Below are 14,042 nucleotides of genomic sequence, written 5' to 3'. Positions count from 1 at the left end.
TCCCCTATGCAATCTTGTGAGGCGCGGTTTCTAGGCCGGTCGGGCGTCAAAGCACAAGGGCCAAGCTTTCGCGCTACAGCGCCGTAGCGTCAGGCGGGCTTGGCGGCCTTTGTGGCGCTCGGCTTGGCTTTAGAAGACTCGGCATAGGGCATGATCATCGTGCCATCGGGTGCGGCGGTGAAGGTGGTTTGCGTCGGATAGGCAAATTCATATCCTTCTGCCGCCATCGCTTCGAACAGGCGGATGCCGATGTCGGTCCGCGCCGCCGCGACGACGTCGAAATCATCGCTGAACACGTCGAAGAGCAGCTCGAAATCGAGGCTCGAGGGACCGAAGCTCAGGAAGCTGGAGCGGATGAATTCATGCCCCCCGGCCTCGACCTGCGCCTGAAGCAAGGCGGGCAGGTCGCGCAGCATCGCGGGGGTCGTCTGATAGATGACGCCGATCCGGAAGGTGATACGGCGGCGGTGGAGGTTGGCGAAATTGGTGATTTCCTTGCCCAGCAAATTGGTGTTCGAAATCACCAGCAATTCACCGTTGAGCGAGCGCAACCGCGTACTCTTCAGTCCGATGCGCTCGACCGTCGCGGTGCTCGTGTCATATTTGATCGTCTCGCCGACGCGGAACGGGCGGTCGAAGATGATCGACAGCGACGCGAACAGGTCGGAAAAAATCCCCTGCGCCGCGAGGCCGATCGCGATGCCGCCGATACCGAGACCAGCGACCAGCCCGGTGACATTGACCCCCATATTGTCGAGGATGACGATCGCCGCGATCGCGAACAGCGCGACGCTGATCAGCAGGCGGATGATCCCCATCGCATTGGCCAGCGTTTCATTATGCCCGTCGGCGGCGCGGCGCTGAATCAGGCCGATGATGATTTCGCGCGCCCAGATCGCGACCTGCAACACCACCGCGACGGTGAAGACGAACTGGACCGTCGCCATGATGATCGCGGGTGGCTGTGCATAGCTGGCGACCAGCCGGATCGCGATGATGGCGAGAACGGTCGATTTGGTCTTGTGCAGGACGCGTCCGACAATGTGGGTCAGGGTGAACTGGCCTGGCGCGGCCAGTGCCCGCTTGAGCGCGAAGCTGCGGATCATCGACAAAAGGAAATAGATGGCGAGACCGGCGCCCACTGCAATGGCGATCGCCAGCCAGTGGCTGTGTACCCAGGAGACGCCGCTGTCCCAGAGCAGACGCAAATCCTCTAGCGGATCGGTTGCGGCGAGGTTTTTGGCTGCTGGGGTTTTCGCAGCGATATCGGTGGCGGCGGCAAGAACAGGGAAGGTCACATCGGTCCTCTTGGGCAGGATCAGGCAGAACGCAGCAGCGCCTTGTGCCGGGGATAGGTCAAAAACATCGGTTCGTAACGCGAAAGATGGTCGCTGGCGCGGATATGAAAGTGGAGCGCCCGGCCGCCGGGATGGTTCCGCCTCAACCCCGATTCGAAAAGCCGGCCCGGTTCGAAAAGCCGGGACGTGCCGGAACCTGTGCCGGACGCGCCATCAGCGGACGCCAGCCCGATTCCTGCTCGCGGCGGCGGCAATAGGTGTAGAGGCCCATTTCTAGCGCGAGCATCATATAGATGAAGGGCTGGAATGCGATGCCGACGAACAGCGATCCGACCATATAGACGATATGGCCATGCTGGAGCGCGGTGGCGAGCGGGGCGATCCATTGTTCCTCGGCGCGGCGCGTCTTGAGATAGCGACGGCGCAAGCGTTCCATCTGGGTCAGCCCGCTGATGTGCAAAATCAGCCACAGCGTCAGGCCGGGATAACCCTGTTCGCCCAGCATTTCGAAATAGCTGGAGTGGTAGGCGCGCGACTTTTCCTCATAGACGATCGCTTCGGAATCCTGGGGCGCATTGGGATTATAGCTGCTCGCCGCCTTTTCGACGCGGACATGGTTTTGGAGATAGGCCTCGAAGCCGCCACCGAGGGGGTTCTCCTTCGCATAGTCCCACGTCCAGGCCCACACTGCGACGCGGGTCGAGGCCGACTGGTCGGATTTGTGATCGCGAATCGTTTCCATGCGCTGGGTAAAGCTTTGCGGCAGGAACGGGATGGCGGCGACGGCGAGCAGCCCGGCGCCCGCAATATAGAGGAAGCGGTGCTTGACCGCGCGCAGCGACAGAATCGCGAGCACTGCAAGGCATACGAGCCCGGTGCGCGCCTGTGTCCCAATCGGCAGCAGCATGCAGGCGAAGCAGAGCGCGAAGCAAAAGAGCGAAACGCGCCAGTCGGGGGGAAAGATGGTGCCATAGCGGCGATACCAGAGGATCAGCGGGATGATCGAAATCCCGACCATCGACATGATCGACCCTTCGTAAAGGCCGTAATTTTCGTTGAGCAGCAGTTGCAGTTGGCCATAACCGCCGCCGCCCGCGACGGTTTTGAGCCCGCCCGCGATCGCGATCGACGCCGCCGACAGCAGCATGATCAGCGTCAGCGCCTCTATGCGAAGCTTGGTGCGCAGGGTCAGCGGCAGGAAGATCGCCCAGACGAGTGCCTTCCACACCCAGCTCCATTTATCCTGTGCCTCGACCGGGAAATCGGCCATCATCGTCGTCATGCCGCAATAGGCGAGCAGCATGACGAGCAGCAATTGCCGCCCCGACCAGCGCGTGTCGCGCTTGTCATCGGCAAACAACCAGCCGCCGATCGCGAGACCAAAGACGATCAGCGAGATCGGGATCGAGTTGATCAGGAAATAGCTGAGCCGCTGCGGCGCGACGATGTCGATGTAGCAAAAGCACAGGACGAACAGGAACGGTCGGCGAAAGCCGAGCCCGATGAAGGCGAAGAGAAAGGCGACGAAGGCGATGTCACGCATCGGGGGGCGTGTCCCTGTTCGTCATTTCGGCGTCGCGGCGCTGCTGCCACAGCTGGCGCGGGCTGACCTCATGGTCGAGATCGTCGCGGTGGAGCAGGCGCCAGAGCGCAATCGCCATCAGCACATGAGTCAGGGCAATGGAAAGATTGTCGACCATCGGTTCCGGTAACGCCTTGCTTTCTCTTGCGAACTCAACGATCGCCGCAACGGCTTTAAGCGAATGGGGTTGACGCGGCGTTAAGCCTTCTATGTCAGGGCGGCTAGCCCATGACACGCATTTTACATGTTCTCGACCATAGTCTGCCCGCGCACAGCGGCTATACGTTTCGCACGCGCGCGCTGATGAAGGCGCAGGTGGCGAAAGGGTGGGAGGTCGCGGGCGTCACCGGGGTGCGCCACCCCAATCCCGGACCGGATGGCGAGACGGTCGACGGGCTGACCTTTTATCGCACTCCGCCGATCGCGCCCGCGCGCGCGCCGATTCGCGAGTGGCGCGAGATTGGCGCCTTTGCGGACCGGATCGAGGCGCTTGTCCAAGAGTGGCGGCCCGACATACTTCACGCCCATTCGCCGGTGCTTGACGCCATGGCGTCGCTACGCGTTGGCAAGCGGCTCGGCATTCCGGTGATTTATGAAATCCGCGCATTCTGGGAGGATGCGGCGGTTGGCAACGGCACCGGGACCGAGCGCAGCGTGCGCTATCATCTGACGCGTTGGCTGGAGACGCGGGCGGTGAAGTCGGCCGATGCGGTTGCGGTGGTTTGCGAGGGGCTGCGCGGTGATTTGATCGCGCGCGGCATCGATCCGGCGAAAATCACCGTGTCGCCGAACGGCGTCGACCTTGAGCTGTTCGGCGATCCGACCCCGCGCGACGATGCGCTTGCCGAAACGCTGGGGCTTGCGCCCGACGACGCGATGATCGGCTATATCGGCAGTTTCTATGACTATGAGGGGATCGACGATCTGATCGCCGCCATGCCCGCGCTGGTCGCGGCACAGCCGGCGGCGCAGTTGCTGCTCGTCGGCGGCGGGCCGATGGAGGCGGCGCTGAAGCAGCGGGCGGCGTCGTCGCCGGTTGCACGGCATATCCATTTCGTCGGGCGGGTGCCGCATGATCAGGTCGAGCGCTATTATTCGCTGATCGATATCCTTGCTTATCCGCGAAAAAAGATGCGGCTGACAGATCTTGTCACCCCGCTCAAGCCGTTGGAGGCAATGGCGCAGGGCAAGCTGGTCGCGGCGTCCGACGTCGGCGGACACCGCGAATTGATCGAGGATGGCGTCACGGGCAGCCTGTTCGCGCCTGACGATCCGGCGGCGATCGCGGCGACATTGGCGGCACTGCTGGCTGATCGCGACATGTGGGATGCGCGCCGCCGCACTGCACGGATTTTTGTCGAGGCTGATCGTAACTGGTCATCAAACATTTACCGTTACGAGCCGGTTTACCAGCAATTGCTGCGCCGCTCTGTGGCCTGACGCGATCGAAGCAAGGCGCCGCTGCGGCGCCGACGGATTTGGAACGATATGGAATACGCCAGCGAAAACTCCGATACACCGATGTGGAAGACGCTGCTGCGCAGCCTGCGCCCGGCCATGCCCGCAGTGATTGGCGCTGCGGCGCTGACCTTTTTGTTCGCTGCGGTGATGCCCTTTTCCTGGGTCGCCGGGATCAGCTGGAATCTGTACCTCGACCGACTGTCGGACCTTTTCGTCCAGCCGATCGGCAATGGCGGCCGGCTCGCGCTGGCGCTCGGTATGGCCGCTATCGCCGCACTGATCGCTGGCATCGTCGCGCTGCTTGTCGCGAAGCCTGAGGAAAACGGATTTTCGGCGCTGCGTCGCCACAAGCGCCGCCGGGACGAGCGCGAAGCGGCTTATGACGACGCCCTGCCGCGCCGTCGTGCCGATTTGCACCCCGACGATCCGCCGCGCCCGCCGATTCGCGCCGGACGCGACCTGCCCGCCGAAGGGCTGGGACCATTGATCATGCCCCTCGCCAATGAGGCCTATGATGACGTCGACATCGCTTTCGCCGACCCGGCGACGGACGAATATGACTATGGCGACGAATTGATGCTGGCCGATCTTGCTCCCGCCGAGCCCGCCCCGACGGGCGACGAGCCCTGGTTGCAGCCCGCCGAAATGGCGACGGCGTCCGCGGCGGTGACGCCTGAGCCCGTCGACAACAGCCTGAGCGCACTGGTCGCTCGGCTCGAGGCGGGGCTGGCGCGCCGCCGCGAAGCCGAGCCTGTCGCAGCTGCCCCGGCCGCCATTGCGGTGCCCGATGCACCGATCACTGCACCGAACGTCACCCAGGTCGATTTCGCGCTCGAGGCGGCGCTGGGCACGTTGCAACGCATGACTCGCCACGCCGCGGGCTGACCGCCGCTTAATCCTCCACGGTCAGCATTTCGATTCGCAGCAGTCCGGGTTCGCCGGCCTCGACCGCAACATCGGCGACGATATGCCCCGGCAGGGCCCATTGGGTCCTGCTGAGCCGATCCTGCAGCGCGCTGCGCAGCGCCGCTGCCTCGCCAACCGCATAGGCACAGTCGAACAGATGGCGCGCACCGACGAAATTGGCACTCGCCCACGGACGCAGCGTCGATATTCCCAGCGACAGCCCGTGCGGAAGCTCGCGCGCGAGCAGGCGGCGGAGGCGTCGGTGCTGGCATCCGGGGCGTGGCGGCGGCGCAGGCGACCAGCGCATCATGCGCCGACTCCCATCGCGTTCCGCGCCGCGCGTGCGCGGCGGTCGCCCAAGGGTTCGGCGCGCCCGGCGCGCTGCTCGGCACGCCATGTGTTCATGAAATGTTCCGCACGACAGATCAGGCGACGACCGGGTTCGCGGCCGCCCCGCAAATCGGCGACCAGCCGCGGATCGGATACTGCGGCGCGGCCGAAGACGCTGGGCGGCATCGCCGATTCTTTCAGGAAAGCCTCGATCCGTTGCAGCAGGCTGCGTTCCATTTTCTTCTCCCCATCCGACATGTGATCGGGCGACTCGCCCAATAGGATATTTCCTATCAGAAGACATGATTTCCTACTTGTCTAGGAAAAATCCTCTTGCTAGTAAGAAATGGAAAGGACCGCCCTTTGCCCGATAATTTTCAGGACCCGCGCGCGGCGCTTGATCGCCTGCTTCAGGACAAGGGCATCGATTATGCCCATCTGTCGGCGAAGATCGGGCGCAATCCCGCCTATATCCAGCAATATATCAAGCGCGGATCGCCGCGGCGGCTGGCTGAACAGGATCGCGCGCGCATTGCCGCCTATCTGGGCGTGTCCGAAGCGATGCTGGGCGGCCCGGTGCAACGAGTCGCGACGCCGGCGCGGTCGCGCGGTCCCGGCATGATATTGGTGCCCAAGCTTGCGATCGGAGCCTCGGCGGGGCCGGGGGCGAGCATCGACGGCGAGGCGGTCGAAGGCGAGGTCGCGTTCGACCCCAAATGGCTGCGCGGGCTGGGCGCCGACCCGCGCGCGCTCAGCATCATCCGGGTCGAGGGCGATTCGATGGCGCCGACGCTGAACGATGGCGATGACATCATGGTCGATGGCGGCGATGCGGCGGCGCGGCTGCGCGATGGCATTTATGTGCTGCGCATGGACGATGTGCTGATGGTGAAGCGCGTCGCGCGCGCGCCGGGACCGGGCCGCGTCTCGGTGATCAGCGACAATGCCCATTATAAAAGCTGGGATGATCTGCCGATGGCGGCGGTTCAGCTTGTCGGCCGAGTCGTGTGGACCGGTCGGCGCGTGCGCTAGGATTTAATTCGGCGCCGCCATTGCGGCTTCGATCTCATGCTCCAGCACCTCGGCGCGCTGGCACTGCTCGGCATCACCGCGCTGGCATTTTCCCGCCGCCTTGTCGCGCTGACGCGACAATTTGCCGACCTGTTCTTCGCGCTTGCGCATCTCGCGGCCGCGGTTGCGGTCGGCTTCGTCCTGGCTGGTGGTCGTCCAGTCGGCGACCTGCCCGACGGCCTTTACCGGCGCGGTGACGACGGTCTTTACGGCGCTGAAGCAACCGGTGAGCAGCGGCGCTGCCAATATTGCGATAATCATGGCGCGCATATTTCAATCTCCCGGCGACTGGCGCTTCATCGCATAACCGCCCCGATCTGAACAGATGATTGCGACAGGCGCCCTCTTCTTGCGGCAATCTGTCATATCACTGAAATAAATGGTTAAAGTCGCGTTTACCAACATCGCGTAGGTCCCGGCGCCGAAGAAGGACCAAAGTATGAAGAGTGACCGATGACCTCCAAAAACATCGCCTTTGCCCCGTCGGCCGGCCATGCGGCAGCGATCGGGAAGGACGCCCATCTGTCGCAGGTGATCGACCTGTTTCGCGGCGACCCGCAATTGCGCGTACTTGCCGTGCTCGATCCGGCGGGCGCGCCGGTCGGCATCATTCGCGAACAAAGGGTACGCGAACTTCTCTTCTGCCCCTATTGGTTTTCGCTGATGCAAAATCCCTCGATCGGCGGGTCGATCGCCACCATGATCGAGCCATGCGTGACCGCCGATCTGGCGCAGTCCACGGCCGATCTGCTTCGCATCATGTCGCGGTCGCAGGGCCATGACAGCCTTGTGCTGGTGAAGAATGGGCGATTCGCCGAGACGCTCGACAGCGGTCAACTCGCCCGACTGGCAATGCTGCGCGAAGTCGAGATCGCACAGGAGCGCATAGCGCGTGCGGCCGCGGTCGATGATGCGGGGCGCCGTTTTCAACAGGATATCGCCGGGCTTTCGGCGACGCTTTCCGACATGGCGGGCCAGGTCGAGGTGGTGGCGCAGCGATTGTCCGATCGCGCCCAGCGAACAGGGGGCGATGCGGTGACGGTCGCGGGGGCATCGGCACAGACTTTGGCGGGGCTGCGTGAACTGGGCGATCGCGGCCATGCGCTGGCGATGACGATGGCGAAAATTGTCGAAGATGGGTCACGGGCGCGTGCGGTCCGGCAGGATGCGCAGCGGAAGGTCAAAGAGGCCGGCGAGCGGGCTGTGGCGCTGCAGGCCGCCAGCCAGTCGATCGAACAGATGCTGGCGCTGATCATCGACATGGCGAGCCGCACCAATATGCTTGCGCTCAACGCGGGGATCGAGGCCGCGCGTGCGGGCGATGCGGGCCGCGGCTTTGCCGTCGTCGCGTCGGAGGTGAAAGCGCTCGCCAACCAGACACGGTCGGCGGCGGGCGACATCACCCAATATGTCGACCATATTCGCGATATCGTCGGCCAGGTGACGGCGGGTGTCGTCGATGTCGAAAAGGCGATCGATGCGAACAATGGTTTCTCCGACGCGATCGACCGTGCCGTCGACGGGCAGAGCGCGACGACCCTGATGATCGCCAGCTATGTCGAACAGGCGGTGTCGGCCGGCCGCGAAATCGACAGCCGGGTCCAGGAAATCGGCCGGGGCGCTGGGGCGGTCGGCGATGGCGCGACGATGCTGGGGCAATTGTCCGCGGCGCTGACGCAGGCGGCGCAGTCGCTGCACCAGCGCGCGCGGCATTTCGTCGAAGCGGTGGCCGCGGCCTGATTTTGCGGCGTGTCCGCAGGCACTTGCCGCGCCGTATCGCCCTGATAGGATGCCGCCTGCGCCGGCGGCGCATGGCCGCCAGCGGGGAGGAGGGTCATATGACGAATATGCAAAAGGGTCTGGCCGAGTTTATCGGCACATTCTGGCTTGTCTTTGGCGGCTGCGGCAGCGCGGTCCTGGCGGCGGGCTTTCCCGAACTCGGTATCGGCTTTTTGGGCGTGGCGCTGGCGTTCGGCCTGACGGTCGTGACGATGGCCTATGCGATCGGCCATATCTCGGGCTGTCACCTCAATCCCGCCGTCACGGTCGGATTGTGGGCGGGCGGGCGTTTCGACGCGCGCGACATCCCGCTTTATGTCGTTGCGCAGGTCGCGGGCGCTATCGTGGCGGCTTTCCTGCTTTTCTATATCGCCAGCGGGAACCCGGCCTATGATCTCGCGACCAATGGCCTTGCCGCCAATGGCGTCGGTGCAGGGTCGCCTGGCGGCTATGATCTGATCGCTGGCGTCACGATCGAAATTCTGCTGACCGCTTTCTTCCTGTGGGTGATCATGGGATCGACCGATGGACGCGCACCGGCGGGTTTTGCCCCCATCGCCATCGGGCTCGCGCTGACGCTGATTCACCTGATCTCGATCCCGGTGACCAACACCTCGGTCAATCCGGCGCGCAGTACCGGCCCGGCGCTGGTCGTCGGTGGGTTGGCGCTTCAGCAATTGTGGCTGTTCTGGCTGGCCCCGCTTGTCGGCGGTCTTGTCGGCGGCTGGCTGTATCGTACGGTCGGCGCCGATCGCGTGGCCAAACCCGACATCAAGGGCGATTAATGTCAGTGCGCCGGCCGGCCGGTAAACTGTCGGCCGGCGCCTGTCTTCTTATTTGAGCAGGTCGATTGCGAACGCGCGGACTTCGTCGGCTATGTCGGGCCGTTCGAGCGCGACCGCGAGATTGGCCTGGATATATCCGGCCTTCGATCCGCAGTCATAACGCGCGCCGTCGAAGGTCACGGCGTGGAACGGCTGGCTGCCGATCATTGTCGCCATCGCGTCGGTCAACTGAATTTCGCCGCCCGCGCCTTTTTCCTGTTTTTCGAGGACACGCATTACCTCGGGCTGGAGGATATAGCGGCCCGAAATGATCAGGTTTGACGGGGCGTCGGCGACGGCGGGCTTTTCGACGAGGCCTGTAACCTCGGTCAGCACGCCATCGGTTTTGCCCGGCGCAATCACGCCATAGCTTGAGACCTGCGCGTGCGGGACTTCCAGCACTGAGATGAGGTTGCCGCCGACCCGATGATAGGCGTCGACCATCTGCTTCATGCAGCCGGGTGAGCCGTGCATGAATTCGTCGGGCAGGAAGATGGCGAAGGGTTCGTCGCCAACGATATCGCGCGCGCACCAGATCGCGTGGCCTAGCCCCATCGGTTCCTGCTGGCGAACATAGGCGCAATTGCCGGGACCAAGGCGCGTCGCTTCGAGAACCGAAATATCCCGGCCGCGTTCCGACATCGTCTTTTCAAGCTCGAACGCGATGTCGAAATGATCCTCGATCGCCCCCTTGCCGCGTCCGGTAACGAAGATCATCTGCTCGATCCCGGCCTCGCGCGCTTCGTCGACCGCATATTGGATCAGCGGCCGATCGACGATCGGCAGCATCTCCTTGGGGATCGCCTTGGTCGCCGGGAGAAAGCGGGTGCCAAGGCCGGCGACGGGAAAGACGGCTTTGCGGATCGGTTTCATGGGAACGGGCCTTAGCGGCGTTTCGGGGACAAGGAAAGAATTCGGAAAAGGTCGTTGCGTCGCACCGCCTTATGGGCAAGTCAGAGCGCGGGGGCCTCGTCGGCGATAGGCGGGACGTTTTTTGGGGGATGGGATGCGCGCGTTGGTTTCGGCCGGATTGTCGGTCATTTTGATGGCATTGCCGATGTCGACGCCCGCGCAGGCGAAGGCGCAGACGGCGACCGAATCCCATATGCCCGCGGCGCGCGAACTGGCTGAACTCGTCAATACGGCGACCACGCTGGAAATGCAGGTCAACAAGATGCTGGCGGGCATGGCGGGGCATGCCTTTACCGCCGACCCTTCCATGGCGGCGCTCGGCGAGGAATATCCCGGGGTCGACAAGGTTTTCGTCGAAACGCTGCGGCCGCTCATCATGGATGAGCTGACGCGCATCATGCCCGAATATATCGAGACGACAGCCGCGTTTTTTGCGCGGCACTATACGCCATCGGAAGTCGGTGAGCTTCTAAGCTTCTGGCGCTCGCCGACCGGCCGGGCCCTGCTGCAATCGGTTTCCGGGAATCTCGATTATGCGTCCATTTCGAAGGAGGCTGTCGATCAGCTGCAGGAGTCGGACACCGTCGACGTCAGCGGCGAGGCGATGGCCAAGGATCGAAGGCGGGCGGCGGTTGCCGGGCTTCGTGAACTGACGCCGGAGCAACGAAAGGCCGTCATGCGTTTTGGGATGACGCCGATCGGACGCAAGATGGCGCGGCTGGCCCCGGAAAAGAACGAACTCGAACGGCAGTGGGCGAACCGCGAGCCATCAGCCGAACTGATGGCTCGCATCGAGGAGGATGTTTCCCAAGCCGTTATCGCCTTCATCGAGGCGGAAGATCGCAAGCGCGCCGCCGCGCAATAGGTTCGGCGTCCTCTGGCTATTGCGGCGCGACGATCACGACGACACGGCGATTGTCCTGCCGACCTTCGGGCGTGTCGTTGCTCGACAGCGGCAGCGTCTCGCCGCGTCCTACAATCTGATCGGGGGTGAAGCGCATGCCGCCGGCCGTCATCGGCGCCGCCACCGCCTGCGCGCGGGCTTGTGACAGCGCGAGATTATAGGCGGCCGCTCCCGTCGAATCACTATGTCCCTCGACGCGCGCGGTGACGATGTCGACCGACAGAAGATTCCGCGCGAGCGCCATGATGCGCCCGTCCTGGCCCGGCTGCAGCGCGCTTTCGTTGGACGGAAAGAGCAGGCGTTCGTTCAGCGTCAGCTGCCAGCTGTCGTCAGCTTCATTGGCGGTTTCGAGAAATCCTTCGGCCTTCAACACCACGATCTGCGCTGCGGTGAAGCCACGCGGCGCCGGTGCGCTCTGGCATGCGGCGAGCAATGCGGCGAACGCTGCGACGAACAGGACACGGAACGGGGGGGGGAGGGCATAGGTCATAGGGTTACTCCGCTGGGGGTGGCAGATCAGGAACGGTTGGCCAATTTGTTGGCGTACATGGCGGCGTCGGCGGCGGTCAGCAGTGCGGTCGCGTCGGCGCCATCGTCGGGATAAACGGCGACGCCGACGCTGATCGATACCGAATAGCTGTCGCCTCCGGGCAGGGCGATCGGCAGCGCGACGCCGGTGCGAACCCGGTTCGCAAGGCTGTCGGTGCCGGCGTCTTCGCCCAATGGATCGATGATGACGACAAATTCGTCACCGCCGATGCGCGCCGCGAAATCGCCCTTGCGCAACGTCTCCTTGATGCGCTCCGACAGGGCGACCAGCACCGAATCGCCCGCAGCGTGACCGAAATTGTCGTTCGCCGCCTTGAAATTGTCGGCATCGATGAAAAGCAAGGCGAAGCGTTCGTTCCGGCTTTGCGCCGACTGGATGCGCAGCGCCAATTGTTCGTCAAAGGCGGCGCGGTTCGGCATCGCGGTCAGCGTGTCGTGCGACGCGCGGTGGGCGAGAATCGCATTCTCGCTTTCCATCGTGCCCTGCCAACCCTGCAACTCGTCAAGAAGCGCATTGATATCGCCGCCCAGCCGGTCGAGCTCGGCGATGCCCAAGGGGGTCACGCGCTTGTCGAAGCGGCGGTGCAGGCGCACGTCATGCGCCACGGTTGCAATTTCGTTGAGTGGCTTGACCAGTTCATATTCGAACCGTCGTGCCAGAAAAATAGTGCCGAGCGCCGTGATCAGCAGGCAGACGAGCCCGGCCAGCAACCCGATCCGGACATAATCGGTCAGCGTCGATGAATCGCCCCACACTTCGATCGTGCCGATGACCGAGCCATTGCGCCGGACGGGAACCGACGCGGGTTTGGGAAAGAAGATACCCGTCAGCAGCGGTATGGGATCCTTGGTGGGCGACGCCCATTCGGTCAGTGGCTTGCCCCGGTCGTCGAGCACGCGCAGCCGCGCGATGCCCGGAATACGGGTCAGCGGCGCGATCCCCTCGCGTGCTGCATGGGGGTCATTGAACACCAGCGCCGGTTCGGCGCCATAGGCACCAAGCTGCGCCGCCAGTTCCAGATTGCGGTCGGCCGAGCCGAGCAAGGCGGTGACCCCGGCGAGCAGGATAGTGAGCCCTGACAGGGCGACTGCGAACAGGGTGATGCCGAAATGGAAACGCGACAGCAGCTTTTGCAGCGTCGTGCGTGCGCCCATTCTTTCGGGCATTCTTTCGGGCGCCGGGGGTTCGACGGGACGTTCGGTCATTCGCCGCCGCCGATCTTCAGCACGCGCGGGTCGATGCGCAGCGGCCCGCGCCCGATCGAGTCGAGGTTGACCGAGAAGCTGAGGCTGGTGCGCCTGCCGTCGAGGCAGAACATCGCGCCATGGGTGCAGGCTGCGTCGTCGTCGGTGACGGTCAGCACCGGGCGGCTGCGGACCCAGCCGATCAGGCGCTGGCGGTCGGCGATGGGCATTCGGCCCAGAAAGATGATGTCGCAGCCACCATCATCGGTGACGCCCAACGCGGTCATGCGGTGCACCGTTACAATGGGTCCGGCAGGGGCAATGCGATTGGTCATCTGCGGCGTGCCGACGACGCACATCGTCCGCGCCGTGTTCTTCCGTTCGCCGGGCCAGCGGGCATAGCTGATGATACCGCCGAGCATGCGATTGAACGCGCGAGCGCGGCCGTCGGCGCTGTCTTCGACGGTCGCCTGGCTGGCTGCCTGGACCGACATCTGTGGCGCCGTGAACAACGCGCCGATCAGAAATAGTGATGCCAGCACTTTTCGCGGTCCCCAACTGCGCCCTGAACTCACCCTGCCCCGGCGCGCGGGGGTCCGCTAGCCAAAACTAGCCGGAAGTCAACGAAAAGCGACGTCATGCGGCCATAGTGCAACAGGTTTTGCGGTCGTGCCCCGGTCTTTAGTCCTTGCGCAGCCGATCACCGAACCCCTTGCGCAGCTTGGCGATCTTGGGCGGGATCACGGCCATGCAATAGGGGTTGCGCTGGCCTTCGCCGTCCCAATAGGCCTGATGATAATCCTCGGCCGGATACCAGTCGGACAGGGCCTCGACCGTCGTGACGATCGGCGCCGGCCAGTCGGGCTGCGCGCGCGCTATGCCGCCGCGTACCGCGGTTTCCTGCGCGGCATCGAGCGGAAAGATCGCGCTGCGATATTGGGTGCCGATGTCATTGCCCTGGCGGTTGAGCTGGGTCGGGTCATGCGTCGCGAAATGGACGTCGAGCAGATCGTCATAGCTGATTTCGGCGGGATCATAGGTGATGCGGATTGCCTCGGCATGGCCCGTATTGCCGCTGCAAACCTCTTTGTAGGTGGGGTTCGGCACTGCGCCGCCGATATAGCCGCTTTCGACCGCTTCGACGCCGTTCAGCGACTGGAACACGGCTTCGGTGCACCAGAAGCAGCCTCCGGCAAAAATGGCGGTCTCTCGGGTCATGGCGGCGGTCCTTGATCGGGAAG

The 14,042-nt window shown here is 64.0% G+C and carries 17 protein-coding genes; 6 read left to right on the top strand and 11 right to left on the bottom strand.

Annotation, left to right across the window (positions count from 1 at the left end; genetic code table 11):
• Window positions 1-89: 89 nt before the first annotated feature.
• The 3 genes from CDQ91_RS09850 to CDQ91_RS21470 all read right to left on the bottom strand — a co-directional run bounded on the left by CDQ91_RS09850 (window position 90) and on the right by CDQ91_RS21470 (window position 2,998).
• A complete protein-coding gene (locus CDQ91_RS09850) occupies window positions 90-1,298 on the bottom strand; it encodes a mechanosensitive ion channel family protein (protein ID WP_237245917.1) in 1,209 nt (402 codons plus the stop codon).
• Between the two features lie 142 nt (window positions 1,299-1,440).
• A complete protein-coding gene (locus CDQ91_RS09845; RefSeq protein WP_088472533.1) occupies window positions 1,441-2,841 on the bottom strand; it encodes a putative O-glycosylation ligase, exosortase A system-associated in 1,401 nt (466 codons plus the stop codon).
• A complete protein-coding gene (locus CDQ91_RS21470; protein ID WP_164499247.1) occupies window positions 2,834-2,998 on the bottom strand; it encodes a hypothetical protein in 165 nt (54 codons plus the stop codon). The genes CDQ91_RS09845 and CDQ91_RS21470 overlap by 8 nt, the downstream gene beginning before the upstream one ends.
• Before the next feature lie 110 nt (window positions 2,999-3,108).
• Here CDQ91_RS21470 and CDQ91_RS09840 point away from each other — a divergent pair, with 110 nt between their 5' ends.
• Together CDQ91_RS09840 and CDQ91_RS09835 are read left to right on the top strand one after the other, a co-directional pair.
• The gene (locus CDQ91_RS09840) at window positions 3,109-4,320 is read left to right on the top strand and encodes a TIGR04063 family PEP-CTERM/XrtA system glycosyltransferase (protein WP_088472532.1); all 1,212 of its coding nucleotides are present in this window, start codon (window positions 3,109-3,111) and stop codon (window positions 4,318-4,320) included.
• A 48-nt stretch (window positions 4,321-4,368) separates the two neighbouring features.
• Window positions 4,369-5,226, top strand: coding sequence for a hypothetical protein (locus CDQ91_RS09835; RefSeq protein ID WP_088472531.1), 858 nt, complete (start codon window positions 4,369-4,371; stop codon window positions 5,224-5,226).
• Window positions 5,227-5,233: 7 nt separating this feature from the next.
• On the opposite strand, the gene CDQ91_RS09830 is transcribed toward CDQ91_RS09835, so the two are convergent.
• Window positions 5,234-5,557: a hypothetical protein gene (locus tag CDQ91_RS09830; protein ID WP_164499246.1), complete on the bottom strand. Its 324-nt coding sequence runs from the start codon at window positions 5,555-5,557 to the stop codon at window positions 5,234-5,236.
• Entirely contained in the window at window positions 5,554-5,814 is a 261-nt protein-coding gene (locus tag CDQ91_RS09825) for a hypothetical protein (protein WP_144036738.1), read from the bottom strand. Before CDQ91_RS09825 ends, CDQ91_RS09830 begins: the two co-directional genes overlap by 4 nt.
• Before the next feature lie 126 nt (window positions 5,815-5,940).
• Here CDQ91_RS09825 and CDQ91_RS09820 point away from each other — a divergent pair, with 126 nt between their 5' ends.
• Complete coding sequence (locus CDQ91_RS09820; RefSeq protein WP_088472529.1) at window positions 5,941-6,609, top strand: S24 family peptidase; 669 nt, start codon at window positions 5,941-5,943, stop codon at window positions 6,607-6,609.
• A gap of 3 nt (window positions 6,610-6,612) precedes the next feature.
• On the opposite strand, the gene CDQ91_RS09815 is transcribed toward CDQ91_RS09820, so the two are convergent.
• On the bottom strand, window positions 6,613-6,918 hold the full coding sequence (locus tag CDQ91_RS09815; protein ID WP_088472528.1) for a hypothetical protein: 306 nt from the start codon (window positions 6,916-6,918) through the stop codon (window positions 6,613-6,615).
• Between the two features lie 183 nt (window positions 6,919-7,101).
• Between CDQ91_RS09815 and CDQ91_RS09810 the strand changes: the two genes are divergently transcribed.
• Window positions 7,102-8,388, top strand: a complete 1,287-nt coding sequence (locus CDQ91_RS09810; protein ID WP_237245916.1) for a methyl-accepting chemotaxis protein — start codon at window positions 7,102-7,104, stop codon at window positions 8,386-8,388.
• Between the two features lie 98 nt (window positions 8,389-8,486).
• Window positions 8,487-9,212, top strand: a complete 726-nt coding sequence (aqpZ, locus tag CDQ91_RS09805) for an aquaporin Z (protein ID WP_088472527.1) — start codon at window positions 8,487-8,489, stop codon at window positions 9,210-9,212.
• Between the two features lie 48 nt (window positions 9,213-9,260).
• Here aqpZ and galU read toward each other — a convergent pair whose 3' ends face one another.
• Window positions 9,261-10,124: a UTP--glucose-1-phosphate uridylyltransferase GalU gene (gene galU / locus CDQ91_RS09800; protein ID WP_088472526.1), complete on the bottom strand. Its 864-nt coding sequence runs from the start codon at window positions 10,122-10,124 to the stop codon at window positions 9,261-9,263.
• Window positions 10,125-10,356: 232 nt separating this feature from the next.
• On the opposite strand from galU, the gene CDQ91_RS09795 reads away from it, so the two are divergent.
• Complete coding sequence (locus tag CDQ91_RS09795; RefSeq protein WP_144036737.1) at window positions 10,357-11,028, top strand: DUF2059 domain-containing protein; 672 nt, start codon at window positions 10,357-10,359, stop codon at window positions 11,026-11,028.
• 16 nt (window positions 11,029-11,044) lie between these two features.
• Here the strand turns inward: CDQ91_RS09795 and yfiB are convergent, their stop codons facing one another.
• The 4 genes from yfiB to msrA form a co-directional block, all read right to left on the bottom strand.
• The gene (yfiB, locus tag CDQ91_RS09790) at window positions 11,045-11,557 is read right to left on the bottom strand and encodes an outer membrane lipoprotein YfiB (RefSeq protein WP_088472524.1); all 513 of its coding nucleotides are present in this window, start codon (window positions 11,555-11,557) and stop codon (window positions 11,045-11,047) included.
• Window positions 11,558-11,583: 26 nt separating this feature from the next.
• The gene (dgcN, locus tag CDQ91_RS09785) at window positions 11,584-12,822 is read right to left on the bottom strand and encodes a diguanylate cyclase DgcN/YfiN (RefSeq protein ID WP_237245915.1); all 1,239 of its coding nucleotides are present in this window, start codon (window positions 12,820-12,822) and stop codon (window positions 11,584-11,586) included.
• Window positions 12,819-13,295, bottom strand: coding sequence for a regulatory sequestration protein YfiR (yfiR, locus tag CDQ91_RS09780; RefSeq protein WP_237245914.1), 477 nt, complete (start codon window positions 13,293-13,295; stop codon window positions 12,819-12,821). The genes dgcN and yfiR overlap by 4 nt, the downstream gene beginning before the upstream one ends.
• Window positions 13,296-13,482: 187 nt before the next feature.
• Window positions 13,483-14,019, bottom strand: a complete 537-nt coding sequence (msrA, locus tag CDQ91_RS09775; RefSeq protein WP_088472522.1) for a peptide-methionine (S)-S-oxide reductase MsrA — start codon at window positions 14,017-14,019, stop codon at window positions 13,483-13,485.
• Window positions 14,020-14,042: the final 23 nt, after the last annotated feature.

This window comes from Sphingopyxis witflariensis, assembly GCF_002205635.1.
Classification (GTDB): domain Bacteria; phylum Pseudomonadota; class Alphaproteobacteria; order Sphingomonadales; family Sphingomonadaceae; genus Sphingopyxis; species Sphingopyxis witflariensis.
Note: the sequence above shows the minus strand (reverse complement) of the source record. Positions and strands in the feature narration are given on the sequence as shown.